Consider the following 25,385-nt stretch of genomic DNA (forward strand, 5'->3'; position numbering starts at 1 on the left):
GATGATTGATTTTACAATTATCGATTATGAATCATCAATTATCAACTATGACAGATTGGATCAAAGCAGCGCGGCTGCGAACATTACCGCTTTCGATGAGTGGAATTATTTTAGGTTCTTTCATCGCAAGATGGAGAATTAACGAAACTAGTGGAACTTGGGATTGGAAGATTTTTGCGATGGCGTTGGTCGTTACATTATTATACCAGATTCTATCAAATTTCGCAAATGATTATGGCGACGGAATTAAAGGAACAGATCAATTAAGAGTGAATGAAGCTGAGCAAAGAGCCGTGGCTTCAGGGAGAATTACCGCAACTCAAATGAGAAATGCCGTTATTCTATTTTCTATTTTATCATTGGTTGCTACGATTGCACTTTTGTATTTGGCTTTCTTTAGAGAAAACTTAATGAAGGAATTTTACACTTTTGTTGCGTTGGGAGTTGCCTGTATTTTGGCAGCAATTGGCTATACGATTGGTAAAAAACCTTATGGTTATTTAGGACTTGGTGATATCATGGTTTTCATCTTCTTCGGATTGGTTTCGGTGTGTGGAAGTTATTTTCTTTTCACCAAACATTTCGACTGGGATCTACTTTTGCCCGCAACAGCGGTTGGTTTGTTGAGTGCAGCAGTATTAAATCTGAACAATATGCGAGATATCGAAAGTGATGCAGCAAGTGGTAAGAAAACTTTAGCTTTAAGATTAGGCTTTAAAAAAGCAATGGTGTACGAAATCATTTTATTGCAATTGCCTTTGCTTTTAATATTGGTATTCATGATGATGAACGGTTTGCATACGCAAGGTAAATACTACGCTTTTATCTTTTTCATTTTGATGCTTCCAATGACTGCGCTTCGTCGTAAAATCATGCAGGTTACCGAGCCAAGAGAATTAGATCCATTCTTAAAACAAGTTGGAATCTTGACTTTGACGATGGCTATTTTAGTAGCAGCGGGACTGAATTATTTCAATTAAAATTTAAAAATCAAGAACATGGATTCTACGATGAAAATAAAATTTCTGGGACAAAACTGTTTTTTGTTCACTTACAAAGGGAAAACGATTTTAAGTGATCCTTTTTATAATTATCAAAAAGAGAAATCTGGTTTTGATATTTCTGCGCAGAAAATCGATTATGTATTGATTACACATGCGCACGGCGATCATATTGCTGATGTGAAAGAAGTTCTACAGCAATATCCGGAAGCGTCTGTAATAGGCCAGCCTGAGATTTGTGGATATTTTGCTCATGCGAATTCAATTGATATTAATTTCGGTGGTTCTGCGAAGATTGAAGATTTAAAAATCTCAATGGTTCCGGCAAGTCATACCAGCTCTTTTCCCGATGGAACTTATGGTGGCGAACCTTCTGGGTACATTTTCAGATTTCCGGGTAAAAACATCTATTTAGCAGGTGATACCGGCGTTATGGCAGATATGGAACTATTCCCGAAATTGTTTGGGAATATCGATTTAGCAATACTTCCTGTAGGTTCACATTATACGATGTGTGCACGTAGAGCGAGCTTTGCTGCAGCAGAATTGCTGAAAACAAAGAGAGTAATTGGATGTCATTTCGATACTTTTCCGCCGATTAAAATTAATCATGAGGAAGCTCACCAACTCTTTTCAGAAAGAAATATCGAATTTACTTTACCAAAATTAGGTGAAGATTTTGAAATTTAAAAAAAGAACTGAGTAAAATAAAACGTTTCGGTAATTCACATAATAATTTAAAGTTTCAGATATGCAGATTAAAAATCTTAAAACCAAAGAGAATTGGATGGACGAAAAAACTTTAAGTGAAATGAAAAAACGAGAATATAAGGCACAAAAAATGGCAAGCTACCTAAATCACACCGCTACAACCGATTACCTTTGCTGCGTTCCCACCCTGGAGGAGTCTCAGGAGCTGGTTGTTTAGGACTTGCCGTTGCAAATATACGCCTTTAATTCAAAATTCAAAATTCTAAACATAAAAAATAATAAAATTGAGTAATTTAAAAATGACTAAAAATGTCTATACCATTGGTTTTGTGCTGTTTATTGCAACAATGGTCGTCTTCTTTGGAATGTATTTTTTCGGAATGAATACCAGTTATTTCGATAATACGATGCTTATTAATTCCTTTTTGATGCCTGTAATCTATTTGGCAGGAGCTTATTTCTCCGTAAACGTGTTAAGAAAAGCAGGAATCCGGATGGGATTTCGTGAAGCTTTTGGACGCGCTTTTAAACCAATGTTTGTTGGTGGATTTTTATCGGTGATCGTAATGTTCCTATTTTTAAACTTTGTAGATCCAGCTGCCAAAGATTTGTTGAACTTTCAATATCTTGATAGACAGAAGACTGAAATGGATAATGAGTACAATACGGCTAAACCCATATTAAAAACGGATGAGCAAAAAGAAGAATTGGAAAAGGAATATGCACAAAATAAGCTGCGTATTTCACATGAAATGACCAAGGATAAAGATTTTTTTAGCTTTCGTCAGTTTTCGTACTATTTCGCTGCGATTCTTGTTTTCTACGTCATTTTATCTACATTTTTCGCGAGTTTTTTCAGAAGCAGATCAGAACTTTGATTTTAATCACTTATTCAAATGCTGATTAAAAAAAATAAACCACTAATTTTGTCTTAATAATCTTTTATAATAAATGAATTTATCCATCATAATTCCACTTCTCAACGAAGAAGAATCTCTAGACGAACTTTTTTCAAGAATCGACAAAGTTTGTAATTCCCGCAACCTTTCCTATGAAATTTGGTTCGTAGATGATGGAAGCACCGATCTTTCCTGGAACATTATTGAAAATTTAAAGGTTCAATATCCACAAATTAACGGAATTAAATTTTCTAGAAATTACGGGAAATCTCAAGCTTTACATGCTGCTTTTGCACGGGTAAACGGTGATGTTATTATTACCATGGACGCTGATTTACAGGACTTTCCGGAAGAAATCCCAGAATTATATGACATGATTAAAACGGAAGGTTACGACATTGTTTCCGGCTGGAAAAAGAAACGTTTTGACAACGTAATGACCAAAAATATTCCCTCGAAATTATTCAATGCGGCAGCAAGAAAATTATCTGGTGTAGAATTACATGATTTTAATTGTGGTTTAAAAGCATATCGAAAACAAGTTGTAAAATCCATCGATGTGTATGGAGATATGCACCGTTATATTCCGGTTTTGGCTGCGAATGCAGGTTTTAGAAAGATTACTGAAAAACCGGTTCAGCATCAAGCGAGACCTTATGGAACTTCTAAATTTGGATCCGAACGTTTCGTGCGTGGATTTTTAGATTTGATTACCCTTTGGTTTGTTAGCCGATTTGGTGGACGACCAATGCATTTCTTTGGAGCTGCCGGAACAGTAATGTTTATCGTCGGATTTCTTTCAGCTTTATGGTTGGGAATCTCAAAGTTAATTGATGTTTCTCAAGGAATCTATGGACATTTATTAACGAATAATGCTTGGTTTTTTATTGCATTAACCATGATGGTTTTAGGAACACTTCTTTTCATCGCAGGATTTTTGGGTGAAATGATTATCAGAACCAACAGACAACACGAGAATTATCACGTAGAGCAAGTAATTTAGTAGGAACAAGTCGTGACTTATCGACCTTTAGAAGAAATTTTAAAAAAATAATTTAAAAATAGTAGATAACGAAAAGTCTTTTTTATCTCACTTTAATAATGAAGAATTTAATTTATATCATCCTTGTTTTCAGTTTATTCTCTTGCGGAAAAGTTTCACCAAAAGGTGATATTGTTAGTAAAGATATCAAAGTGGAAGATTTTGTCAACCTTAATCTGAATGGTAATTTCAGGGCTTTTTATATTAAAAGTGACAGCAGTTTCGTGAATGTTGAAACTTATAAAAACGTCGGTGATAATTTGAAAATCAAAGTAAAAGATAAGACTTTAACCATTTCTGAAAACCGCGAGACGGAAGGCGTTGATTTTTATAATATCACTATTTATTCGAAATATAATTTAGAGCAAGTTTCGATGTCGCAATCTGTGGAATTGAATATTTCCAGTGAAATAAAGACGGATAATTTTAAACTTACTTTAAAAAATAACGCTAAATTTATTGGGTCTGTTAATTCAAGAAGAGCGGAAGTTGATATGACGCAAAAAAGTCGTGCTAATTTTTTAGGTAAAACTAAAGATGCAGTTTTAAAAATCTCTGATACTGCAAGTATTATAGCACCTTATTGGATGATTGACCATTTAAATATCACTTCTAAAAATGGAAACTATGCTGAAGTTAATGTAAAAGATTCTTTAAAAGGAAGCATTAAAAATACGGCGAAACTGACGTATTATAGTGAGCCAATTAGTGCGATAAAAATAGATGAAACGGCAACTGTTCAACACAAAGAATTGGATTAAAATTTAATTTGAACAGCTCTTAAAAACTTTAAAATTAGAAATAAAAAAATATTGATATGACAACTTTAGAAAAAGCAAAACTCTGGTTAACAGATACTTTCGATGAAGAAACCCAAACTACAATTCAAGAATGGATTGATACCAATTCTGATGAATTAGAAGATTCTTTTTATAAGGAATTAGAATTCGGAACGGGTGGAATGCGTGGAATTATGGGTGTTGGAACAAACCGTTTGAATAAATATACGCTTGGACAAGCAACTCAAGGTTTAGCAAACTATCTTCATCAGCAGTTTCCTAATCAGGAAATTAAAGTTGCGATTGCTTATGACGTTCGACATAACTCAAAAGAATTTGGGAAAATGTGTGCAGATGTTTTAACTGCAAACGGAATCAAAGTTTTACTTTTTAAAGAACACCGTCCAACTCCTGAGCTTTCTTTCACGGTTAGAGATAAGAAATGTAACGCTGGAATTGTGTTGACTGCTTCTCACAATCCGCCTGAATATAATGGTTACAAAGTGTATTGGAATGACGGAGCACAAATTGTTCCGCCAGATGATGAGAATATTATTAAAGAAGTTTATTCAGTAAAATTCAGTGAAATTAAATTCAACGGAAACGATGATTTAATCGAATGGGTTGGTCCGGAACAAGATGATGTTTATATCGATGCTTGTATGGAAAACTCTCTATATCAAAATGTCGGCAGAGATAATTTGAATATTGTGTTCACTTCAATCCACGGAACAACGTATGCAACTGTTCCTCAGTCACTTAAAAAAGCAGGTTTTAAGAAAGTTGATTTGGTGAGAGAGCAAATGATTCCAAGTGGAAATTTTCCGACCGTTGATTCACCAAATCCTGAAGAACCAGCTGCTCTTGAAATGGCAATGGATTTAGCAAGAATTACCAATGGTGATATCGTTCTGGGAACTGATCCAGACGGTGATCGATTGGGAATTGCTGTTAGAAATTTAGAAGGGGAAATGCAGTTGCTGAATGGAAATCAAACCAATACGATTTTAACTTATTATATTTTAGACCAGTGGAAAAAAGCCGGTAAAATTACCGGAAAAGAGTTCATCGGTTCTACGATTGTTACCTCTGACATTTTTATAGATATTGCTAATAAATTTGGTGTTGATTGTAAAATCGGTTTGACTGGTTTTAAATGGATTGGTAAAATGATCCGTGACTTCGAAGGCAAAGAAAAATTTGTTTGTGGTGGTGAAGAAAGTTTCGGTTTTATGACTGGAGATTTCGTTCGCGATAAAGATTCTTGTGGTTCAATTTTATTGGCTTGCGAAATTGCAGCTTGGTGTAAAGCTAACGGTACTACCATGTTTGAATATATGATTGAGATCTACAAAGATCTTGGTTTATATTATGAAGGTCTGATTAATGTGGTGAGAAAGGGTAGAACGGGAGCTGAAGAAATTCAGCAAATGATGAAGGATTTCCGTGAAAATCCACCAAAAGAAATTGCAGGTTCAAAAGTGGCGATCGTAAAAGATTTCCAGGAACAAACTTCATTAAATGTGATAGAAAATAAAAAATCGGTGATGGATGAAATTCCAAAATCGAACGTTTTGATTTATTATACTGAAGATGGAACTAAAGTTTGTGTGCGTCCATCTGGAACAGAGCCGAAAATTAAATTCTATGTTTCTGTGAAAGATCAAATAGCTTCAAAAGAAGAGTTTAAAGAAAAAGCAGCTTTATTAGGTCAAAAAATAAATCAAGTTAAAGAAGATTTAAAACTCTAATTTGACTTTAAAATTCAGATTTCAAGCTTAATTTTTTCGTTTGAAATCTGAATTTCTTTATCAGCAAATTTCTACAATAAAAGTCCATACTCAAATACTAAAGTATATGAAAGTATCAAAATTGGCAGCCAACCTTATTGGCTCAGAAATCATCAAAATAGGAAATCAAGTCAATGACATGAAATCCCAAGGTGCTGAAATTGCGAATCTTACGATTGGTGATTTGAATTCAAATATTTATCCGATTCCTGATTTGTTAAAAGAGGAAATTCAGAAAGCCTATCAAAATAATTTAACCAATTATCCACCGGCTAATGGACTTTTATCTTTGCGAAAAGCGATTTCAAAGGATATTAAAAACCGTTGGAATTTAGAGTATTCTGAAAATGATATTTTGGTTGCTGGAGGTTCCAGGCCTTTGATTTATGCAGTGTTTAAAACAATTGTTGATGCAAATGATAAAGTAATTTATCCTGTTCCGTCTTGGAATAATAATCATTATTCTTATTTGACTGATGCTCAAAAAGTTGAAGTTGAAACGACGAAGGAAAATAATTTCTTACCGACAGCGGCAGATTTAAAACCTCATTTAAAAGGAGCAGTTTTAATTGCGCTTTGTTCGCCTTTAAATCCGACTGGAACGATGTTTACAAAAAAGCAACTTGCTGAAATTTGTGAATTGATTATAGAAGAAAATAAAAGTCGTGGCGAAGGAGAAAAACCTTTATACATCATGTACGATCAGATTTATGCTATGCTGGCTTTTGGTGGTGCACATTTTGATCCGGTTTCGTTATACCCTGAATTAAAGGATTACACGATTTATATTGATGGTGCTTCCAAATGTTTTGCAGCGACTGGAGTTCGTGTAGGTTGGAGTTTTGGTCCATCTTTAATTATCGATAAAATGAAAGCTTTGCTCGGTCATATTGGAGCTTGGGCGCCAAAACCAGAGCAGGAAGCAGTTTCTGTTTTATTAAATCATCCAGAAAAAGTGGATGAATTCGTCAATCATTTTAAAGGAGAAATCGCCGAAAGTTTGACCGTTCTTCATAACGGAATTCAAGAACTTAAAAATAAAGGATTCGCTGTAGAAAGTATTCAACCGATGGGTGCGCTTTATTTAACCGTGGAACTGAATTATGTAGGCAAAACAAAACCAGATGGAACTGTAATTAAGGATTCTTCAGATCTTGTTTTCTATTTAATTGAAGAAGCTGGAATTGCATTAGTTCCTTTTTCTGCGTTTGGAAATTCTCGTGATATGCCGTGGTTCCGTGCTTCTGCAGGTGGAGTTTCTTTAGATGAAATCAAAAATATGTTACCAAGGCTTGAACTGGCATTGAAGAAATTAAAATAAAGTGAAATTTTTCACTTTTGCATTGGAAAAATTTCTATATTTGTGGTGAGGTAATTATTAAAAATATTATCATGTCAGTAAATAAAATAAATTCTAATAAGAAAACCGAAAGGAAAACTATTGTTTCCGAGCCGGCTGTTGCGTACGGAAGTACACGTTTGAGTGCTTTTGTTATTAAAGACGATTATTCGCTAATAAAAAAGGCGAGGCATGGCGTAGATACTCATGTGTTTTATTCGTTAGCAGAAATCATAAAAATGCCCGAAAAAACTTTAGCATCAGTTATTAATTTATCACCGAGAACCATTAGTAATTATCGTGACCAGAATAAAGATTTAGATCCTAATTATAGTGAGCATCTCCTAAAATTGATTAATTTATATAATCTAGGTGAGGAGATTTTTGGTTCATTAGAAGAGTTTACGCTTTGGCTTGCACGTCCCTTCTGGAACTCCGAGGAAAAACCGATTGATTTGATTAATACTTCTGGTGGGGTAGATTTGGTCGCTGAAGAAATAGAAAAATTGGCACAAGGATATCCTTTATAATGTTAGTTTACAGGATTGTACACGAGAAATATTCTAAAACTCTTTTCGCAAGTGGTTTAGAAGGACGCTGGAATAGTGAAGGTAAGAAAGTATTATATACAGCAGAAAGTATATCACTTGCTTATCTAGAAACCATGAATTTTAGAAAAGGATTTGGTTTTAATAATGATTTTAAAATCATGGTGATTCAGTTACCGACAATCGCTGATTGCTTAATAGTAGAAAGCTCTCATTTACCAAAAAGTTGGCGAGACTTTCGGAATTACCAAAATTGCCAAGAAATTGGAGATCAATGGTTTGATGCTGCAAAAGATCTTGCTTTGAAAGTACCTTCTGCAGTGGTACCCGAAAATTTTAATGTCGTAATTAACACGCTTCATCCTGCTTATAAAAAAGTTAAACTTATTGATATTCTTGGCTTTTATCCTGATGAGAGATTAGAACTTATTTTAAAAAAATATAAATAATTTGAAGATTATAGCTGTTATTCCCGCTCGTTATCAAGCCAGTAGGTTTCCTGGAAAGCTGATGCAGATTTTAGGTGAAAAAACCGTCATTGCAACGACTTACCAAAATGTGGTCGAAACGAAATTGTTTGATGAAGTTTTTGTCGCTACTGATTCCGAAATTATTTTTAATGAAATTAAGAATTTCGGTGGAAACGCGGTCATGACTGGTGAACACGAAACAGGAAGTGACCGAATTGCTGAAGCGGTAGAAAATATTGAGTGTGATATCGTGGTCAATGTTCAGGGTGATGAACCATTTCTGAAAACCGAACCTCTGAAAAAATTGATTTCTGTTTTTAATAATGATAAAGAGGAACAAATTTCGTTGGCTTCTTTAAAAATAAAGCTGACAGAAATTGAGGAAATAGAAAATCCAAATAACGTAAAAGTTATTACTGATAATCAAGGTTTTGCTTTGTATTTCAGTCGTTCGGTAATTCCATATCCTCGCGAGACTTCTGTGAAAGCAGAATATTATAAACATATTGGCGTTTATGCTTTTAGAAAAAATGCTTTGCTGAATTTTTCGAAATTAAAAATGCAACCTTTAGAAATTGCAGAAAAAATTGAGTGCATTCGGTACTTGGAATATGGAATGAAAATCAGAATGATTGAAACCGATTTCGTGGGAGTTGGAATTGATGTGCCTGAAGATTTAGAAAAAGCACGGTCGATTTTGAATAAAATGCAGGAAGAATAAGTCCTGAGATGTTTCAAATCATATTTATTTCATTTCTAAAAGTATATATTTGAAAATTATTCCGATTTATAAATAGTGGCAAGGCTTGATTTGTCAAAATAAAATTTAATGTAAGAAAGAGCGTTGATAAGAACGCAATGTTATCGTATGAAAAAATTATTTTTAGTTTTATTAATAGCAGTAGGATCTATAGTTTCAGCGCAAACTGCTAAAGAAATTATCGACAAAAACATAGAATTAACAGGTGGATTAACCAATTGGAAATTGTTAAATTCCGTTTTATTACAAGGAAAAGTTACGTTGGGAATCAATGATGAATATCCGATTAAGATTTATCAACAAAGACCCAATCTTACCAAAACTACCATTACCATTGGTAAAAAGGAAACTGCAGTTGAAGGTTACGACGGAACTAAAGGATATGCGATGAATTACGCAGCCAATAAAATTCAGGAATATCCGAATTATATGGCGGAAAGTTTTGACAATGATTTTATCGATTGGGAAAACAAAGGTTTTGATGCGAAATATCTGGGCAAAGAAAAAGTAGGAGATATTTATTGTCATAAAGTAGAATTGACAAAAAATGTTAATAAAACACTTTACTTTTTTGACTCTAAAACTTACATGCTTTTAAAGGAACTTAAAAAAGATGAAACCTTATTATATTCTGATTATAAAATGGTCGGATCTTTGATGATGCCGTACAGAATCGAATCTTCTTCTCCAAAGAAAGATGGCGATTTCGTAATGATTTTAAATAAAATCGAAACCAACAAGGTATTCCCCGCGAATACTTTTAAATTTTAAAATGAATGAAAAAGCTATTTTTAGTACTATTGTCAGCTGGTGTATTTTTACAAAGTTGTAAGAATCAAAAAAACGATGTTTCACAAACAAAAACCATTGAGAATACTATGGGAACAACTATTTATGATTACAAAGTTGAAAGTTTAGATGGTAAAGAAATTAACTTCGCTGATTTTAAAGGCAAGAAAATTTTAATAGTAAATACGGCGTCAGAATGTGGTTTTACTCCTCAATACGCTGACTTAGAAAAGCTCTCAAAAGAGTATCCAGATAATTTAGTAGTTGTAGGCTTTCCTGCCAATAATTTTGGTGGACAAGAACCTGGTAGCAATCAGGAAATTGGAGCTTTTTGTGAAAAAAACTTTGGTGTTACTTTTCCTTTGGCGGCAAAGGTTTCTGTAAAAGGAGCTGATACTGCGCCAATCTTTAAATATCTTACAGAGAAGGATTTAAACGGTGTTAAAAACACTACAATCCTTTGGAATTTCACCAAGTTTCTTGTTGATGAAAATGGTCATTTAATTGATTCATTTATCAGCACAACCAAACCTACAAGCGATTCTATTACAAAATATTTGAAGTAGTATATTGAAAAAAAATAGATGCTGATTTCAAAGATATCAGTAATTATTATGATTAAAAAAGGTTATTGAGAATACTCAATAACCTTTTTTAGTGCCTGATAAAAAAATAAAGTGAATTTATTTTATAGTAAATTTTCAGACTTAAAATGCATAGCCTAAACTTAATGATAAAGGTATTTTAACAGCTTCATTGTCCGTAAAAATATTTCCGTTGGAATAGTGACCGATTTTTACTTCAGCATTGAGGTTTCTTTTAGGTCCGAAAAATACACCGGTTCCCATATTATCCATGAAAGTGAATTTACCACCCATTTTATGTCCATCTAAAATTGTTTCGGAGATGTAGGTTGGTGCAGCGACAGAATAGTAAAAATAAGCATCGAAATCTGTGGTATGTAAATAATTGAGTCTAAACGCAGGAAAAATTGAAAGCGTAAAGAATTTATCATTTTTAACATTTGTTTCCCAACCGGAGAGATTAATCCCCCAATCTAAAGCAAATACTTTTGCACCATGAAATATGTTTCGCTGATAGATGATTGACAATCCATTTTTGACTTCAGCATGTCCGCCCCAAAAAATTGGAAGATATTTACTTGAAACAGCATTGTTAATTCCATATCCCATAAAATTGTTGGTAATTCCAAATTGTATCCATTGTTTTGGATGAATATATCCAAGTTCTTTAGTTTTTTCTAGTTTCTCAGGAGTAAAGGGTCTGAAATTGTATGAGAATCCAGTCCCGATAAAACTTGTGGCTGGTTGTTTAAATTTCGTGTTTTCGGGAGAATAGTTGGACTGTAGTTGTAATGCCCATTTATCGTTGAAATGATATTTTAGACCAAGTCCTAACAAAACACTGGCATAACTTGCGTCTTTTACTACGGATTCACCAAATGTATCAATAAATCCATGACGTGTAATAATGCCTAATCCGGCTTCACCATATGCTGATAATTTGTTACTTATAGGTAATTTGGATTTTAAAGTTAAGCCGCCAATATTCATTCTTACGCTACTTGATCCCTCTATCGGATGTGGCTGATTGATGTCTGGATTTCTTCTAGTATAATTGTAACGAACCCAATAAACAGGACGCATGTAAGTTATTTGTGCGGATAAATACTGATTGAAATCGTAACCAAATAATACCAAACGGGCTGCCCAATGCGGTACAGAAACAGAGTTCATTGTGTAGCCGGATTCCAAGTGTTGATTCGAAAATCTATAATCTATCGATCCGACATTCACTTCAAAATAGGATTTTTGAAGTATGGAAGGAACTTGTGCGCGATTATCTTGCGCATTAAATATTAATAAAAAAGAAACTGAGATTGTAAAAGTCAGAATAAATTTAAATTTCAGAGAGTAGGATATTGTTTCTTAAAAATGTTAAATACAAAAATACTTGTATTTTATAGTATAATAAAATGAATTTTAGGAAAGAAATATTATGATGTTAATATATTCAGTTAACGACATTCTTCATCAAATATCTAAATTACTATATTGGTGAGGGTATCATTAAAAAAGGATGGAAAAACCATCCTTAATTTTTGTAGAAATATTGCGAATCTATTATCGGTACCGCTGATGTTCTTTATTCTTTGAAAACTTATTGATCAGTGGTTTAAACATCGATTTGTATTTTTCAACATCGAAGAGTTGAGAATCGGTTAATGCTTTATAAGTCAACCAAATACCAAACGGAAGAAGTACTATGTTAGGTAGCCAAGCTGCGAGATAAGGGTCCATTTTCCCAGACCAAGCGATGTTTTCGGCAGTAAGATTAAGAACATAGAAGAAAATAAAAACAGCAATCGCAATCACAACCGGTAATCCTAAACCTCCTTTTCGGATGATTGATCCTAAACTTGATCCAATTAAAAAGAAAATGATACACGTTATAGAATACGAAACAATCCTTTGTTGCTGCATAACCACGCGTGCAAAATAGGCATGCATATCTTTAATCTGAGCATCTTTTCCTATCGTCGACTGTTTGATGTTTTCTAATTTATTGTAGGCATTATAGAGAAGGTTCTGCTTTTTCTTGATATTAACAGTATCTGTTTTTACAGGTGCAGAAACTGGGATTTTTGATTTCGTTTTATCCACATAACTTACATAACTATTTGTTTGGCTCACCAATTCGTATGTTAAATTATTCATGATATTATCGTTACTTTTCTTAGTATCTTTAATAGTGGAATTCAATTCTATAACATTTTGAAAAGAGTAGTCATCTGTAATTTTTTCTGATTCAATCGCTTTATCAATGATTTCAGAAATATTAAAATGCGAAACTAAAGTATCAAATTTAATCGCCTGATCGGGTTGTTTCAGTCTTGCATTATAATCGATATTGTTTAATTGATCTTCATAAATATGACCATTAAATAAGACTAGCTTTAAATAATTTGGATTATCAGCAGGAACGAATTTTCCTTTTTCTGCGACAATAGATTGTTGGTCTTCAAAAGAAGTTGCCATTTTATGAATAAAAACTCCTGTTAAATTCTCGCCATTTTCACCCGTAATTTTATCAAATTTTACGCTATAACCTGGAAGCTGCTGAATGAATTGTCCTGGAGTAAAGTTCAACGCAGGTTTCGTTGCAGCAATGTTATACAGCATATTCTTCGCCTTCCGTTGAAAATCGGGCACCACGTTATTGGAAAAAACAAAGAGAAAAGCCGAAAAGAATAGGGTAGTGAAGAATAATGGCAACATAATTCGAGTAAGCGAAATACCGGCAGCTTTCATGGCTGCCAATTCATAACGTTCACCAAAATCACCAAAGGTCATAATGGAGGAAAGTAATATTGTTAGCGGTAAAACCAGTTGTACTACAATCGCAGACAGATAAGAGAGTAATTTTAAAATCTCCCAATAACTCAAACCTTTCCCGGTAAATTGCGCCAATCTAATCCAAATGATGTTCACCACAAAAATGAAAAACAACACACTGAATATGAAAAGAAACGGGCCGAAAAAAGTTTTGATGACGTAACCGTCGAGTTTTTTTATCATGGTTCAAATTTACCAAAAAAGCCACAAAAGAAATTTTTCCTTTGTGACTTTTTTTATCGTGACTTACTGAATTCTAAAGTTCGGTAACAAAATAGTTTTTATATTGGTCTTTATCGAAGGTGAACATCGTGCTGCTCAACTTCTGATTTTCCTTATAATCGTTGATTGCAATTACAGACACTGCATTATCATTCGAGAATTGTTCGATTTTTACAATCTGTTTTTTTGCTGCGTTAACAAAAAGGTTGACTTCTTTAATGCCATTATTTTTAACTGGAGTTAATTTAATGTAATCAGAATTCACTCCGTTTACATTAACCTTCCCGACATATTTTACGTTATATCCTTTTTTGTATTGCTCAATATAATTAAGAGGAGAGAACATTTGTTCGTTTCCTGTTGGTTTTGCTACGGTAATTTCTTTGTCTTCTGCAGAAATATTATAAATCTTATTTCCGTCAAAGATTTGTTCAGTTCCCATGATCTTTAATTTGTAAAGATCTTTCGCGGAGTAGAAAATTCCAGGTTCTGTTTTGGTTACTTTTTTATCAGTTCCAGTTCCATAGACAAATTTGAAGTAAACGTTGTCTTTGCTTTTATAATTGATTGCAACGGCATCTAAAATCGTTTTTGCTTTCGCATCGATCTTCTGTGCAGAAAAACTTACAGTGGTCGCGACAACCAAAAGTCCAAAGGAGATTTTTTTCAATATCGTTTTCATTCTTTTTTTATTTTTTGGATGAATAATTTAATTTAAAGTTAAACTATTGTTTAAGATTTAAAATTACTTTCGCAATTCTTCCAAAAACTGTTCCAAAGAATTTAAGTCGCTGATTAACACTTCTCTCGCTTTTGCTCCATTAAAGCCTCCTACAACACCGCTCGCTTCTAACTGATCCATAATTCTTCCGGCTCTATTGTATCCCAATTTCAATTGTCTTTGTAGCATCGAGGTTGAACCTTGTTGCGTAGAAACTAATATTCTCGCCGCATCTTCGAAAAGAACATCTTTTTCGTTCGGATTAAAGGCACCAACCGTAGAAGTGTTTTCGTCGGTAGAGTACTCAGGAAGCATGTAAGCACTTGCATATCCTTTTTGTTCACCGATATATTCAGCTACTTTTTCAACTTCTGGAGTATCAACAAATGCACATTGCAAACGCATAATTTCATTTCCATTAAAGTAAAGCATATCTCCTTTTCCAATTAATTGATCTGCGCCGGGAGAATCTAAAATCGTACGGGAATCTACACTGGAAATTACACGGAAAGCAGCTCTGGCCGGGAAATTCGCTTTAATCATTCCCGTAATTACATTGACTGAAGGTCTTTGTGTTGCAACGATTAAGTGAATACCAACCGCTCTCGCCAACTGTGCTAATCTGGCAATCGGAAGTTCAACTTCTTTTCCGGCCGTCATAATTAAATCGGCGAACTCATCAACAACCAAAACGATGTAAGGTAAATAACGATGTCCGTTTTCTGGACTTAATTTACGTTCAGAGAATTTCTTATTGTATTCTTTAATGTTTTTACAGAACGCATTTTTTAATAAATCATAACGCTGATCCATTTCAATACAAAGGGAATTCAACGTGTTGATTACTTTGTGAGTATCTGTAATAATAGCATCTTCACCGTCTGGAAGTTTTGCTAAATAATGTCTTTCAATTTTTGAATAAAGCGAAAGTTCCACTTTTTTCGGATCCACCATCACAAATTTCAACTCGCTTGGATGTTTCTTATAAAGTAATGAAGTTAAAATGGCATTAATCCCAACCGATTTTCCTTGTCCTGTTGCACCTGCCATCAATAAGTGAGGCATTTTCGCTAAATCGGCCATGAAGATTTCATTGGAAATAGTTTTACCAAAAACCACTGGTAAATCCATATCTGAATTCTGGAATTTCTGTGAAGCAATTACACTTCTCATAGAAACCATTGAAGGATTTTTTCTTGGAACTTCAATTCCGATCGTTCCTTTTCCTGGCATTGGAGCGATGATTCTAATTCCTAACGCAGAAAGATTCAACGCAATATCATCTTGCAGTTTCTTAATCGAAGCTACACGAATTCCAGCTTCTGGAACGATTTCGTATAAAGTAACAGTTGGCCCGATGGTCGCTTTAATTTCAGAAATACCGACATTAAAGTTTTTTAATAAACCAACAATTTTATTTTTGTTCTCTTCTAATTCATCTTTATTAACGGAGATTTCCTCGTTACCATAATCACGTAATAATTCGATTGGCGGCATTTGGAATTTACCGAGTTCTAATTTATGGTCATAATAACCATGTTTGTCAACCAATTCCTGAGATTTGCGATCACTTTCGTCAATGATATCAATGGTTTTTGCAACTTCAACTTTAAAATTAATATCATCAGTTTTAGATGCAATTTCTTTTTCCTCCGCTGAAGTTGTAGGACTTAAAGTTAACGTTGTTTTTTGTTCGTCCTGGTCAAATGAAGTTTGATTCGGAGTTTTAATAGTTTCTATTTCATTATTAAGGATAACTTCGTTCGGTTTTTGTTGAACTGCATTTGCTTCATTCACCGTCACATTTTGCTCCTTCTCATGTGCTATTTCTTCCAGTTCTTCATCCGCTTCGAAATTCTCTTCTGAACGCGGCATCATTCCTTTGACACGACCAATCGTATTATCATTTAAATCACTCAATTTTGATTTAATACTACTTGGACGAAGATTAAATTCTAAAATAAAATACAAAGCGATACTCAGCAAAATGACCACCCATAATCCAGCAGTACCAATAATAGAGTTTAAGAAATCCATAATTTGGAAACCGTAAACACCGCTCAAAACGCCTTCACCTTTAGTCAGTGCTCCCATAAAAATAGGTAGCCAACAAATGAAGAATAAAGAATGTCCAATAGTTTTCCAAGGTTTGAAGTAACTTTTTTTGAGGATCATCATTCCCAAAACGAAAAAGAGAAAAGCAACTAGAAATGCGGCAATTCCAATACTGTCAAAAATAAAAATATTACCGAGCCAGTCACCAATTTTTCCAAAAATGTTGGATGACTGGATTGTTTTATCGAGCATGGTTCCGGCTTGACTTTGATCTGCTTTCCAATTCATTAAATACGAAATGAAGGAAAGGGTTGCAACTACCGAAAACACTAGAAATAAAATTCCGAAAAATATGCGCGGTTTAGAAAGGATTTTGCTTTGGTCAGCCGTTTTAGGCGTTGGTTTTTTTTTGTCTTTTTCCATAATATCAATCGGGGCAAATTTAATAATAATAATTAAGAAATTTTTCTGAATTATTAAATTAATTTTTGTTTTTAAAACGTGTAAAATAAGGAATTATTACGACTTTTTCGGTTCATATAAATCCTATTTTTCGAGAAATAAATAATCTGATTTCGGAATAATATTTGAAGCAATAAAAGACATAACCTTTTAATAAATGGATCATGAATAATGCAAATAACAATTCAAAAGAGAAAGATAAATTGTCATTAGATAATAAAAAAGAAGAGGTTCTCAATGTAGAAAATCATGCATCGGAAGAAAAATTAATTACCGACAGCCATCCTATAAAACATGCTGAAAATGCAGTTCCCCCAAAAGCGTGGGAAAATCAAGAAAAGGCCTATGAAGACGAATGGGAAGATAATAAAAATCGAATGCTTGACGACGGCGATTTATAAATAAAATAAAATCCACTATTAGGTGGATTTTGTAATTTAAAACTGATTTTCTATTTCATCTCTTTCAAATATTTTCATTGGTTTTTTGTCAGCACCGATTGCTACTAAAGTAAAATCACCAGAAACTGCTCTTTCTCTTATTTCATCATACATCTGTTCGACATAAACTTCGACATTCACTTTTAAACTGGAGTTTCCGACGTATTTTACGCGACCAATTAACTCTACTAAAGTATCGGCAGGAATCGGTTTTTTGAAATCAATTCGGTCACAACTTACCGTCACAAAGGATTTTCTGGCAAATCGGGTAGCGGTCATAAAAGCAACTTCATCCATCATTTCCATCACCGTACCACCAAACATGGTATTGTGATGATTGGTAATATTCGGAAAAACAACTTTGAAAACGTGGGTTTCGGAATTTTGAATTTTTTCTTCGTAGTTCATTTTTAAATAGTTAAAATATTAATAATTGAAATGAACAGAAAATCGTTGATTATTTTCTACTTCATATCGCGAAAGTTTTTGGGGATCCGACTTTTCATTTACTGAATTACGGTTGCGCGACAGTTCGTGATTTTCACACGATTCACCCTTTTCAGGGACAAATATATAGTTTTCAAAGAAATTATCACCAATAGAAAAGTCTTCTTTAAGTCAAAATAAATTTTTTAAGAGATTAATTTTGCGGAAAAAGATCATTATTTCGGAATAAAAATTGAACTAAATTTAATAATGAAATAAATTCGATTTCTACTAAAAGCAATTTGCTTTTTTACTAAAATTTAGAAGTGAAATTTAAAATTAAACAATGAAAGTATTTATTAATCAGAGAATTCCAGAAGTTGGTTTGGAACTTTTAAAACAAGAAAATATAGAAATTATATTCCCTAAAACTGAAAATGAAAGTCGAGAGGAATACTTACAAAATTGTAAAAATGCAGACATTCTGTTGAATGTTGGTAAAAATAAATTTGATAAATATTTTTTTAATCAATGTCCCAATATAAAAGCGATTGCTTTGTTTTCTGTAGGTTTTGACAATGTGGATTTGAACGAAGCAACTCAGAGAAATATTCCAATCGGAAATACGCCTGATGTTTTGAGCAAAGCTACTTCTGATATTGCATTTCTTCTCATGCAAATGATTTCCAGAAAAGCGGGTTATTATATGGAAAAAGTAAAATCGGGAAACTGGAAAGATTTTGATGCGGTCGAACAGCTTGGTCAGCAATTGTACGGCAAAACATTGGGTATTTTTGGGTTGGGTAGAATTGGTTTTGAAATGGCTAAAAAGTGTAAAAACGCTTTTGATATGAATATCATTTATCACAATCGAAATCATAATGAACAGGCTGAAAATAAACTCGACGCGCAATATGTTTCATTTGAAGAATTGATAAAAACCTCGGACGTTATAAGTATTCACGCAAATTACACCAAAGAACAATTGGTGATTTTCAATCAATCTATTTTTGATCAAATGAAATCGAACTGTATTTTTATTAATACGGCAAGAGGCGGATTTCAAAATGAAAAAGACCTTTACGAAGCTTTAGAATCAGGAAAAATTTGGGGTGCCGGTTTAGATGTTACCAATCCAGAACCGATGGAAAAAGATAATCTGCTGTTGAAACTTTCAAATGTTTGTGTTTTACCACATATTGGTTCGGCAACGGTAGAAGCTCGAAATGGAATGGCGAAACTGGCCGCAGAAAATATTATTGCTTTTTCGAAAGGTGAAAAAATGCCTAATTGTGCAAATCCTGAAGTTTATAAAAACTAATATTTATAGTTAATGTAATTTTAATTTCAGGTTAAATTAATCTTGGAATCATTTTTGTCGCATAGCAAATACACTAAACCATTATATTATGAAACCAAAAGATAACACCCACGAGCAAAAAGAGAATTTAGAAGAAATGAACTATAGTTCGAAAGATGATATTTTTAATCAGGAAGAACACATTTCCTTAGACGGAAACGGAGATCCGATTACTGTAGAAAAAATTGAAGAAAGTGATTTGGACGAAAATCTAGATGTTCCTGGCGCAGATGCTGATGACGATATGGAAGAAATTGGATCTGAAGACGAAGAAAATAACTATTATAGTTTAAGTGATAACGAAGATGATCACGAAGAAGAAAATGAAGATCTTTTATCTTAATTAATACAACCTTACTTTTCAGAGTAAGGTTTTTTTGTGCTGAAACTGCGGGAGAGAGGAATTTTTTTTCCGCTTTTCTTTGCTTTGTATTTTCTAATTTGAATATCTTTAAAACTTCGAATATATCAACTCACAACTTTTAATAATATAATGACTTTTCAAGAACAGATTCAACAGGGAATTCCGAATGAACTTCCTTCCATAAAACCATACGATCCACAAATTAACCACGCTCCAAAGCGGAAAGAAATCCTTACCGAAGAGGAAAAAAAACTGGCGCTTAAAAATGCTTTGCGTTATTTCGAACCTAAATTTCATGCAGAATTATTAAAGGAATTTAAAGAAGAACTGGAGAAATACGGTAGAATTTATATGTATCGTTTTCGTCCGGATTATGAAATGAGAGCGAGATCAATTTCTAACTATCCTGGAAAATCGCAACAAGCGAAATCGATCATGTTGATGATTCAAAATAACTTGGATTATGCTGTTGCACAACATCCACATGAATTAATTACTTACGGTGGAAACGGGGCGGTTTTTCAAAACTGGGCGCAATATCTTTTGACGATGAAATATTTGTCGGAAATGACAGATGACCAAACTTTGACCATGTATTCTGGACATCCGATGGGATTATTTCCGAGTCATAAAGAAGCGCCGAGAGTTGTGGTGACGAATGGAATGGTGATTCCAAATTATTCAAAACCGGATGATTGGGAAAAATTTAATGCGTTGGGTGTTTCTCAATACGGACAAATGACGGCCGGAAGTTACATGTATATCGGGCCACAAGGAATTGTTCACGGAACTACTATTACGGTTTTGAATGCTTTTAGAAAAATTAAAAAAGAACCAAAAGGCGGATTATTTATCACCTCAGGATTAGGCGGAATGAGCGGTGCACAACCAAAAGCCGGAAATATCGCTGGTTGCATCACGGTTTGTGCAGAAGTAAATCCTAAAATTACAAAGATTCGTCACGAGCAGAAATGGATTGATGAAATTCATGAAAACCTTAATGAATTGGTGGAAAGAGTTAGAAAAGCCCAGGAAAATAAAGAAACAGTTTCTTTAGCGTATCTCGGAAATGTGGTTGACGTCTGGGAAAAATTTGACCAAGAAAATTTACATATAGATATTGGTTCAGATCAGACTTCGCTTCACAATCCGTGGGCAGGAGGTTATTATCCGGTCGGAATTCCTTTTGAAGAAGCCAATAAAATGATGGCCGAAAATCCTGAATTATTTAAAGATAAAGTTCAGGAAAGTTTGAGAAGACATGCAGCCGCAATTAATAAACACACAGAAAAAGGAACTTATTTCTTCGATTATGGAAATGCTTTTTTATTGGAAGCAAGTAGAGCCGGAGCTGATGTAATGTCAGAAAATCCTACGCTTGGAAGGGAATTTAAATATCCAAGTTATGTTCAGGATATTATGGGACCAATGTGTTTCGATTTTGGTTTCGGGCCGTTTCGTTGGGTTTGTGCCAGTGGAAAACCAGAAGATCTCCAGAAGACTGACGAAATTGCTTGTGCAGTTTTAGAAGAAATCATGAAAAATTCTCCGATAGAAATTCAGCAACAAATGCAGGATAATATTACCTGGATTAAAGGAGCGCAGGAAAATAAATTGGTCGTTGGTTCGCAAGCCAGAATTCTTTATGCCGATGCAGAAGGAAGAATGAAAATCGCTGAAGCCTTTAATAAAGCCATTAAAAATGGGGAAATTGGTCCAGTGGTTTTAGGAAGAGATCACCATGATGTTTCAGGCACAGATTCTCCTTATCGCGAAACTTCTAATATTTATGATGGTTCTCGATTTACTGCTGATATGGCGATTCAAAACGTAATTGGCGATAGTTTCCGCGGAGCAACCTGGGTTTCGATTCATAATGGAGGCGGCGTTGGTTGGGGCGAAGTAATCAATGGTGGTTTCGGAATGTTGCTTGATGGAAGTGATGATGCGGACCGCAGATTGAAGTCTATGCTTTTCTGGGATGTTAATAATGGAATTTCGCGCAGAAGTTGGGCCAGAAATGAAGGCGCTATTTTTGCCATAAAACGTGCTATGGAGATAGAACCTAATTTGAAAGTGACGTTACCAAATTTAGTGGATGAGAATCTTCTTCAATAAGAATAATTAATATTAAATAAAATAAACCCTGCAAAATCTGCGGGGTTTCCTTTTGCTAAAGGATTTGTGATGAGATAGATTTTATAGATAAGTCATATTGGTAATTATTCTTACTATTAATTAATTATTAGTGTCAAATAATTCTATATTTGAATAATTAAAATTTACAATTATGAAAAAAGTATTTAAAATCCTTTCAGTTCTTTTTGCTATTGGATTAACCACGATCAGTTGTAATGACAACGAAGATGAGCCTGTAATGAGTCAAACCGTTTACGCAATCGCGTCACGAGATTCTGATTTATCATCCTTAAAAGCTGCAATTGACAAGGCAGGTCTTGCTACAACTTTAGATGGAACGGGAACGTTTACCGTTTTCGCTCCTTCAAATGCAGCATTTGCTACCTTCTTAACGGCAAATGGTTTTGCAAGTTTGAATGATGTTCCAGTAGCTGCTTTAAAAGAAATTTTATTAAATCATGTTTTAGCTGCCAAAGTAACTTCAAGTCAGATTACCACTGGTTACGTTTCTACTTTAGCAAAAGGATCAGCTTCTACAACGAGAAATCTGAGTATGTTTATTAATACTGCTTCAGGTGTGAAAATTAACGGAATTTCAAATGTTACCAAAGCAGATATTATGGCTACTAACGGCGTAATCCACAAAGTTGATGCCGTGATTGGTTTGCCAACAATCGTTACACACGCTTTAGCTAACCCTAATTTTACTTCTCTGGTTGCAGCATTGACAAGACCAGATATGCCGAATTTCGTAGGAATTTTAAGCGGAACAGCAAGTTCTCCATTTACCGTATTTGCACCAACAAATGCTGCATTTACCTCTTTGTTAACAGAATTAAGTTTGCCTAATTTAGCTGCGATTCCACAAGCAACTTTAGAAAATGTTTTAAAATATCACGTAGTAGCAGGAGCTAACGTTGCTTCAACAGATTTGACCAACAATATGGTTGTAACGACCTTCCAAGGTGGGAAATTTACAATCACAACCACTGGTGGTGCAAAAATTACAGATGCCAATAATCGAGTTGCGAATATTATTCTGACCGATGTGCAGTGTAGCAATGGAATTATTCATGCCATCGATAAAGTATTATTACCATAGTTAGTTTTTTAGGTTTTACTCTAATAAGCGTCTCAGTATTGAGGCGCTTATTGTAATTTAGCGCAAATTTTTTTTTCATGAAGTTAAAAATCTCTATTCTCTTATCAATAATCTCTATTATAATTTCTGCCCAAACCGGAAGTTTGAATGTCAATGTTTACGATGAATTCAGTAAGAAACCACTTTCCGCAGAAATAAATGTTAAACAGTTGATTAAAAATGTTTCAGGAACAGGAAATATCATTGTGTCAGAATTACAATCTGGAACTTATAATCTGGAGATTTCTTCCGAAGGTTACGAAACCGGATTTTTAAATGATATTAATGTTGTACCCAATCAAAATCTTACTTTTTCCGTTGGTTTAAATAAAATTGCTAAAAACATTGATGAAGTAGTCATTACCAAAAGGCAGTATAAAACAACGGCTGAAAGTCCATTATCATTAAGAAATATTACCAGTGAAGAAGTTCAGAAAAATGCCGGTTCAACTCGTGATGTTTCAAAAGCAATTTTAAGTTTTCCTGGCGTTGGAAGTACGGCGACTTTTAGAAATGACTTATTTATTCGTGGCGGAAGTTCGGCTGAAAATAAATTTTACATCGACGGAATTGAAGTTCCCGTGATTAATCATTTTCAAACGCAAGGTGCTTCTGGTGGGCCGCGAGGAATTATTACCATTGACTTTGTTAAAGATGTCGATTTTTACAGTGGTGCATTTCCAGCCAGTAGAAATGGGGCTTTATCTTCTTTATTCGAATTTAATTTGAAGCAGGCCAGAAAAGACAAACTCGGTTATAAAGCAGTTATCGGTTTAGATGATATGCAATTAATGGCGGATGGACCGCTTTCAAAAGATCAATCCTGGACAGGACTTTTCAGTGTTCGTAAATCGAATTTGCAATTGTTATTTAAAGCGATTGGTTTGCCTTTTCTGCCAAGTTATTATGACGCCACTTTTAAAGTTTCTAAAAAATATAAGTCTGGCGATGAATTATTTTTCCTTGGTTTAGGTGCGAAAGACAGTTTTAAATTTAATGATGATGCAGAAAAAACATTAACTAATTTAACTTTAATCGACCAACTTCCCATTTCTCCACAATGGAATTACACCATTGGCGCTGGATATCGTCATTTGGCTCAAAACGGAAACTGGCTTTTGACGATGAGTAGAAATATGCTCGACAATCAAGCCTTGAAATATTATAGAAATATTGAAACACCTGACAATTTATTATACAATTACAAATCTCAGGAAAGTGAAAATAAAATTCGGTTTGACCGAAATTTTAATTGGGCAGATTATCAATTCAGTTCTGGAGCGAATGTTAATTTTTCAAAATATTACAATAATTCCACCGTAAAAAATGTAACTCAAAATACAGTCAATTTTGATGATATTTTATCTGAAATTAATGTGTTTCAATATGGAATGTATGTACAAACGGCCAGAAAGTTTTTTGATGATCAACTTCAATTTTCTGCTGGTGCTCGTTTCGATGCGAGTAATTATAATGAAAAAACGAGTAATCCTTTAGAGCAATTTTCTCCACGAATTTCTTTGAGTTATAAATTAAATCCGGAATTTGCTTTGAATTTTAATACCGGAATTTATTATCAACTTCCAGCTTATACGGCGCTTGGTTTCATTGAAAATGGGAAGTTTACAAACGAGAATTCTTTAAAATATATTCGAAATTCACACATTGTTGGTGGAGTAGAATACAATGGTAAAAATAATCTTCGATTAACTGTTGAAGGTTATTATAAGAAATATAGAAACTATCCTTTCTCGCTTCGAAACCAGATTTCGTTGGCAAACGTTGGTGCTAATTTCGGGGTGGTTGGAAATGAACCTTTGGATTCAAGAGGTTTTGGTGAAACTTATGGAATTGAGTTTTTGGCTCAAAAAAGAACGGTCAATAATTTCTATGGAATTATGGCTTACACTTTTGGCTATTCAAAATTCTCAAATGCTGCCGGAAATTTATTGCCATCCAGTTGGGATTCCCGACATATCGTAGCAATTACTGCCGGAAAGTATTTAAACAGAAACTGGAATTTAGGTGCAAGATTTAGAATGCAATCCGGTTTGCCGGAAACGCCGTATGATTTGCAAAGAAGTGCTTTAGTCAACATTTGGAATATTGCCAATGGACCACTCCAGGATTTCACTTTGTTGAATTCAACGCAAGGAAATCTTTCTCATCAACTGGATTTGCGTGCCGAGAAAAAATGGGTTTTCAAAAAATGGCAATTGACGGCTTACATTGACGTTGTAAATGCTTACGGATCGAAAAGTCCAAGCAGATTGCCAGTCGTAAATCTTCAGCGTGATGCCAATAATAACGGAATTATAGCCAATCCAACTGATCCACAAAATCAACAGTATTATTTGTTGCAAACTGGTGAAAGCGACCGTTCAACACCGCTTCCTTATTTCGGATTTATATTTGAGTTTTAGTTTAAAACATCTAAACTTAATTATATTATGATGATTTGAAAATAATTCGAGTCTAAGTATAAAAATAGAAGCCGTCTCAAAATAAAAT

Annotated in this window: 23 protein-coding genes, 1 other RNA gene and 1 riboswitch; of the genes, 18 read left to right on the forward strand and 6 right to left on the reverse strand. The window is 34.0% G+C overall.

Annotated elements, in window-relative coordinates; genetic code table 11:
- Positions 1-47 precede the first annotated feature (47 nt).
- Both menA and Q73A0000_RS02745 read left to right on the forward strand, forming a co-directional pair.
- Positions 48-980 (forward strand): 1,4-dihydroxy-2-naphthoate octaprenyltransferase, encoded by a 933-nt coding sequence (menA, locus tag Q73A0000_RS02740; RefSeq protein WP_193812565.1) that lies wholly within the window; start codon positions 48-50, stop codon positions 978-980.
- A 30-nt stretch (positions 981-1,010) separates the two neighbouring features.
- Positions 1,011-1,691 carry a metal-dependent hydrolase gene (locus Q73A0000_RS02745; RefSeq protein WP_193813634.1) on the forward strand — a complete coding sequence of 227 codons (681 nt, stop codon included), beginning with the start codon at positions 1,011-1,013 and terminating at the stop codon, positions 1,689-1,691.
- Between the two features lie 149 nt (positions 1,692-1,840).
- Here the strand turns inward: Q73A0000_RS02745 and ffs are convergent.
- An RNA gene (gene ffs, locus Q73A0000_RS02750) (signal recognition particle sRNA small type) lies at positions 1,841-1,938 on the reverse strand.
- A gap of 73 nt (positions 1,939-2,011) precedes the next feature.
- Between ffs and Q73A0000_RS02755 the strand changes: the two genes are divergently transcribed.
- The 10 genes from Q73A0000_RS02755 (at position 2,012) to Q73A0000_RS02800 (ending at position 10,694) form a co-directional block, all read left to right on the forward strand.
- On the forward strand, positions 2,012-2,590 hold the full coding sequence (locus tag Q73A0000_RS02755) for a DUF4199 domain-containing protein (protein WP_193813635.1): 579 nt from the start codon (positions 2,012-2,014) through the stop codon (positions 2,588-2,590).
- Between the two features lie 73 nt (positions 2,591-2,663).
- The gene (locus Q73A0000_RS02760) at positions 2,664-3,614 is read left to right on the forward strand and encodes a glycosyltransferase family 2 protein (protein ID WP_193812566.1); all 951 of its coding nucleotides are present in this window, start codon (positions 2,664-2,666) and stop codon (positions 3,612-3,614) included.
- Positions 3,615-3,712: 98 nt separating this feature from the next.
- A complete protein-coding gene (locus Q73A0000_RS02765; RefSeq protein WP_193812567.1) occupies positions 3,713-4,414 on the forward strand; it encodes a GIN domain-containing protein in 702 nt (233 codons plus the stop codon).
- Positions 4,415-4,470: 56 nt separating this feature from the next.
- Positions 4,471-6,183, forward strand: a complete 1,713-nt coding sequence (locus Q73A0000_RS02770) for a phospho-sugar mutase (protein ID WP_193812568.1) — start codon at positions 4,471-4,473, stop codon at positions 6,181-6,183.
- A 106-nt stretch (positions 6,184-6,289) separates the two neighbouring features.
- Positions 6,290-7,543: a pyridoxal phosphate-dependent aminotransferase gene (locus Q73A0000_RS02775; protein WP_193812569.1), complete on the forward strand. Its 1,254-nt coding sequence runs from the start codon at positions 6,290-6,292 to the stop codon at positions 7,541-7,543.
- Between the two features lie 71 nt (positions 7,544-7,614).
- Complete coding sequence (locus Q73A0000_RS02780; RefSeq protein ID WP_193812570.1) at positions 7,615-8,091, forward strand: antitoxin Xre-like helix-turn-helix domain-containing protein; 477 nt, start codon at positions 7,615-7,617, stop codon at positions 8,089-8,091.
- Positions 8,091-8,558, forward strand: coding sequence for an RES family NAD+ phosphorylase (locus Q73A0000_RS02785; protein WP_193812571.1), 468 nt, complete (start codon positions 8,091-8,093; stop codon positions 8,556-8,558). Before Q73A0000_RS02780 ends, Q73A0000_RS02785 begins: the two co-directional genes overlap by 1 nt.
- Position 8,559: 1 nt before the next feature.
- Complete coding sequence (kdsB, locus tag Q73A0000_RS02790; protein WP_193812572.1) at positions 8,560-9,300, forward strand: 3-deoxy-manno-octulosonate cytidylyltransferase; 741 nt, start codon at positions 8,560-8,562, stop codon at positions 9,298-9,300.
- A 147-nt stretch (positions 9,301-9,447) separates the two neighbouring features.
- Complete coding sequence (locus Q73A0000_RS02795) at positions 9,448-10,110, forward strand: histidine kinase (protein ID WP_193812573.1); 663 nt, start codon at positions 9,448-9,450, stop codon at positions 10,108-10,110.
- 5 nt (positions 10,111-10,115) lie between these two features.
- A complete protein-coding gene (locus Q73A0000_RS02800) occupies positions 10,116-10,694 on the forward strand; it encodes a glutathione peroxidase (protein ID WP_193812574.1) in 579 nt (192 codons plus the stop codon).
- A gap of 141 nt (positions 10,695-10,835) precedes the next feature.
- On the opposite strand, the gene Q73A0000_RS02805 is transcribed toward Q73A0000_RS02800, so the two are convergent.
- The 4 genes from Q73A0000_RS02805 to Q73A0000_RS02820 form a co-directional block, all read right to left on the reverse strand.
- Positions 10,836-11,945 (reverse strand): acyloxyacyl hydrolase, encoded by a 1,110-nt coding sequence (locus Q73A0000_RS02805; RefSeq protein ID WP_193812575.1) that lies wholly within the window; start codon positions 11,943-11,945, stop codon positions 10,836-10,838.
- Positions 11,946-12,272: 327 nt separating this feature from the next.
- Positions 12,273-13,727, reverse strand: a complete 1,455-nt coding sequence (locus Q73A0000_RS02810) for an LptF/LptG family permease (RefSeq protein WP_193812576.1) — start codon at positions 13,725-13,727, stop codon at positions 12,273-12,275.
- Between the two features lie 73 nt (positions 13,728-13,800).
- On the reverse strand, positions 13,801-14,448 hold the full coding sequence (locus tag Q73A0000_RS02815; protein WP_193812577.1) for a LolA family protein: 648 nt from the start codon (positions 14,446-14,448) through the stop codon (positions 13,801-13,803).
- Between the two features lie 63 nt (positions 14,449-14,511).
- Positions 14,512-16,965 carry an FtsK/SpoIIIE family DNA translocase gene (locus Q73A0000_RS02820; RefSeq protein ID WP_193812578.1) on the reverse strand — a complete coding sequence of 818 codons (2,454 nt, stop codon included), beginning with the start codon at positions 16,963-16,965 and terminating at the stop codon, positions 14,512-14,514.
- A 203-nt stretch (positions 16,966-17,168) separates the two neighbouring features.
- Between Q73A0000_RS02820 and Q73A0000_RS02825 the strand changes: the two genes are divergently transcribed.
- The gene (locus tag Q73A0000_RS02825; protein WP_193812579.1) at positions 17,169-17,405 is read left to right on the forward strand and encodes a hypothetical protein; all 237 of its coding nucleotides are present in this window, start codon (positions 17,169-17,171) and stop codon (positions 17,403-17,405) included.
- Positions 17,406-17,441: 36 nt separating this feature from the next.
- On the opposite strand, the gene Q73A0000_RS02830 is transcribed toward Q73A0000_RS02825, so the two are convergent.
- Positions 17,442-17,852, reverse strand: a complete 411-nt coding sequence (locus Q73A0000_RS02830; RefSeq protein WP_193812580.1) for an acyl-CoA thioesterase — start codon at positions 17,850-17,852, stop codon at positions 17,442-17,444.
- A 61-nt stretch (positions 17,853-17,913) separates the two neighbouring features.
- A riboswitch (cobalamin riboswitch) is annotated at positions 17,914-18,060 on the reverse strand.
- A gap of 156 nt (positions 18,061-18,216) precedes the next feature.
- On the opposite strand from Q73A0000_RS02830, the gene Q73A0000_RS02835 reads away from it, so the two are divergent.
- The 5 genes from Q73A0000_RS02835 (at position 18,217) to Q73A0000_RS02855 (ending at position 25,297) form a co-directional block, all read left to right on the forward strand.
- The gene (locus tag Q73A0000_RS02835; RefSeq protein ID WP_193812581.1) at positions 18,217-19,191 is read left to right on the forward strand and encodes a 2-hydroxyacid dehydrogenase; all 975 of its coding nucleotides are present in this window, start codon (positions 18,217-18,219) and stop codon (positions 19,189-19,191) included.
- Positions 19,192-19,279: 88 nt separating this feature from the next.
- On the forward strand, positions 19,280-19,573 hold the full coding sequence (locus tag Q73A0000_RS02840; RefSeq protein ID WP_193812582.1) for a hypothetical protein: 294 nt from the start codon (positions 19,280-19,282) through the stop codon (positions 19,571-19,573).
- Positions 19,574-19,723: 150 nt separating this feature from the next.
- On the forward strand, positions 19,724-21,712 hold the full coding sequence (locus Q73A0000_RS02845; protein ID WP_193812583.1) for a urocanate hydratase: 1,989 nt from the start codon (positions 19,724-19,726) through the stop codon (positions 21,710-21,712).
- Positions 21,713-21,884: 172 nt separating this feature from the next.
- Positions 21,885-22,835 carry a fasciclin domain-containing protein gene (locus Q73A0000_RS02850; protein WP_193812584.1) on the forward strand — a complete coding sequence of 317 codons (951 nt, stop codon included), beginning with the start codon at positions 21,885-21,887 and terminating at the stop codon, positions 22,833-22,835.
- 77 nt (positions 22,836-22,912) lie between these two features.
- On the forward strand, positions 22,913-25,297 hold the full coding sequence (locus Q73A0000_RS02855) for a TonB-dependent receptor domain-containing protein (RefSeq protein ID WP_193812585.1): 2,385 nt from the start codon (positions 22,913-22,915) through the stop codon (positions 25,295-25,297).
- The last annotated feature ends 88 nt before the right edge of the window (positions 25,298-25,385 follow it).

The sequence above is a fragment of the Kaistella flava (ex Peng et al. 2021) genome, from assembly GCF_015191005.1.
GTDB classification, from domain to species: Bacteria; Bacteroidota; Bacteroidia; order Flavobacteriales; family Weeksellaceae; genus Kaistella; species Kaistella flava.

What these genes read in the sequence shown, in the direction of transcription:
- Q73A0000_RS02855 (WP_193812585.1), top strand. Translation starts at nt 22,913, where the DNA reads ATGAAGTTAAAAATCTCTATTCTCTTATCAATAATCTCTATTATAATT.
- Q73A0000_RS02785 (WP_193812571.1), top strand. Translation starts at nt 8,091, where the DNA reads ATGTTAGTTTACAGGATTGTACACGAGAAATATTCTAAAACTCTTTTC.
- Q73A0000_RS02835 (WP_193812581.1), top strand. Translation starts at nt 18,217, where the DNA reads ATGAAAGTATTTATTAATCAGAGAATTCCAGAAGTTGGTTTGGAACTT.
- Q73A0000_RS02825 (WP_193812579.1), top strand. Translation starts at nt 17,169, where the DNA reads ATGAATAATGCAAATAACAATTCAAAAGAGAAAGATAAATTGTCATTA.
- Q73A0000_RS02840 (WP_193812582.1), top strand. Translation starts at nt 19,280, where the DNA reads ATGAAACCAAAAGATAACACCCACGAGCAAAAAGAGAATTTAGAAGAA.
- Q73A0000_RS02755 (WP_193813635.1), top strand. Translation starts at nt 2,012, where the DNA reads ATGACTAAAAATGTCTATACCATTGGTTTTGTGCTGTTTATTGCAACA.
- Q73A0000_RS02780 (WP_193812570.1), top strand. Translation starts at nt 7,615, where the DNA reads ATGTCAGTAAATAAAATAAATTCTAATAAGAAAACCGAAAGGAAAACT.
- Q73A0000_RS02845 (WP_193812583.1), top strand. Translation starts at nt 19,724, where the DNA reads ATGACTTTTCAAGAACAGATTCAACAGGGAATTCCGAATGAACTTCCT.
- Q73A0000_RS02795 (WP_193812573.1), top strand. Translation starts at nt 9,448, where the DNA reads ATGAAAAAATTATTTTTAGTTTTATTAATAGCAGTAGGATCTATAGTT.
- Q73A0000_RS02775 (WP_193812569.1), top strand. Translation starts at nt 6,290, where the DNA reads ATGAAAGTATCAAAATTGGCAGCCAACCTTATTGGCTCAGAAATCATC.
- Q73A0000_RS02820 (WP_193812578.1), bottom strand. Translation starts at nt 16,965, where the DNA reads ATGGAAAAAGACAAAAAAAAACCAACGCCTAAAACGGCTGACCAAAGC.
- Q73A0000_RS02745 (WP_193813634.1), top strand. Translation starts at nt 1,011, where the DNA reads ATGAAAATAAAATTTCTGGGACAAAACTGTTTTTTGTTCACTTACAAA.
- Q73A0000_RS02770 (WP_193812568.1), top strand. Translation starts at nt 4,471, where the DNA reads ATGACAACTTTAGAAAAAGCAAAACTCTGGTTAACAGATACTTTCGAT.
- menA (WP_193812565.1), top strand. Translation starts at nt 48, where the DNA reads ATGACAGATTGGATCAAAGCAGCGCGGCTGCGAACATTACCGCTTTCG.
- Q73A0000_RS02760 (WP_193812566.1), top strand. Translation starts at nt 2,664, where the DNA reads ATGAATTTATCCATCATAATTCCACTTCTCAACGAAGAAGAATCTCTA.
- Q73A0000_RS02850 (WP_193812584.1), top strand. Translation starts at nt 21,885, where the DNA reads ATGAAAAAAGTATTTAAAATCCTTTCAGTTCTTTTTGCTATTGGATTA.
- Q73A0000_RS02765 (WP_193812567.1), top strand. Translation starts at nt 3,713, where the DNA reads ATGAAGAATTTAATTTATATCATCCTTGTTTTCAGTTTATTCTCTTGC.
- Q73A0000_RS02800 (WP_193812574.1), top strand. Translation starts at nt 10,116, where the DNA reads ATGAAAAAGCTATTTTTAGTACTATTGTCAGCTGGTGTATTTTTACAA.
- Q73A0000_RS02810 (WP_193812576.1), bottom strand. Translation starts at nt 13,727, where the DNA reads ATGATAAAAAAACTCGACGGTTACGTCATCAAAACTTTTTTCGGCCCG.
- Q73A0000_RS02830 (WP_193812580.1), bottom strand. Translation starts at nt 17,852, where the DNA reads ATGAACTACGAAGAAAAAATTCAAAATTCCGAAACCCACGTTTTCAAA.
- Q73A0000_RS02815 (WP_193812577.1), bottom strand. Translation starts at nt 14,448, where the DNA reads ATGAAAACGATATTGAAAAAAATCTCCTTTGGACTTTTGGTTGTCGCG.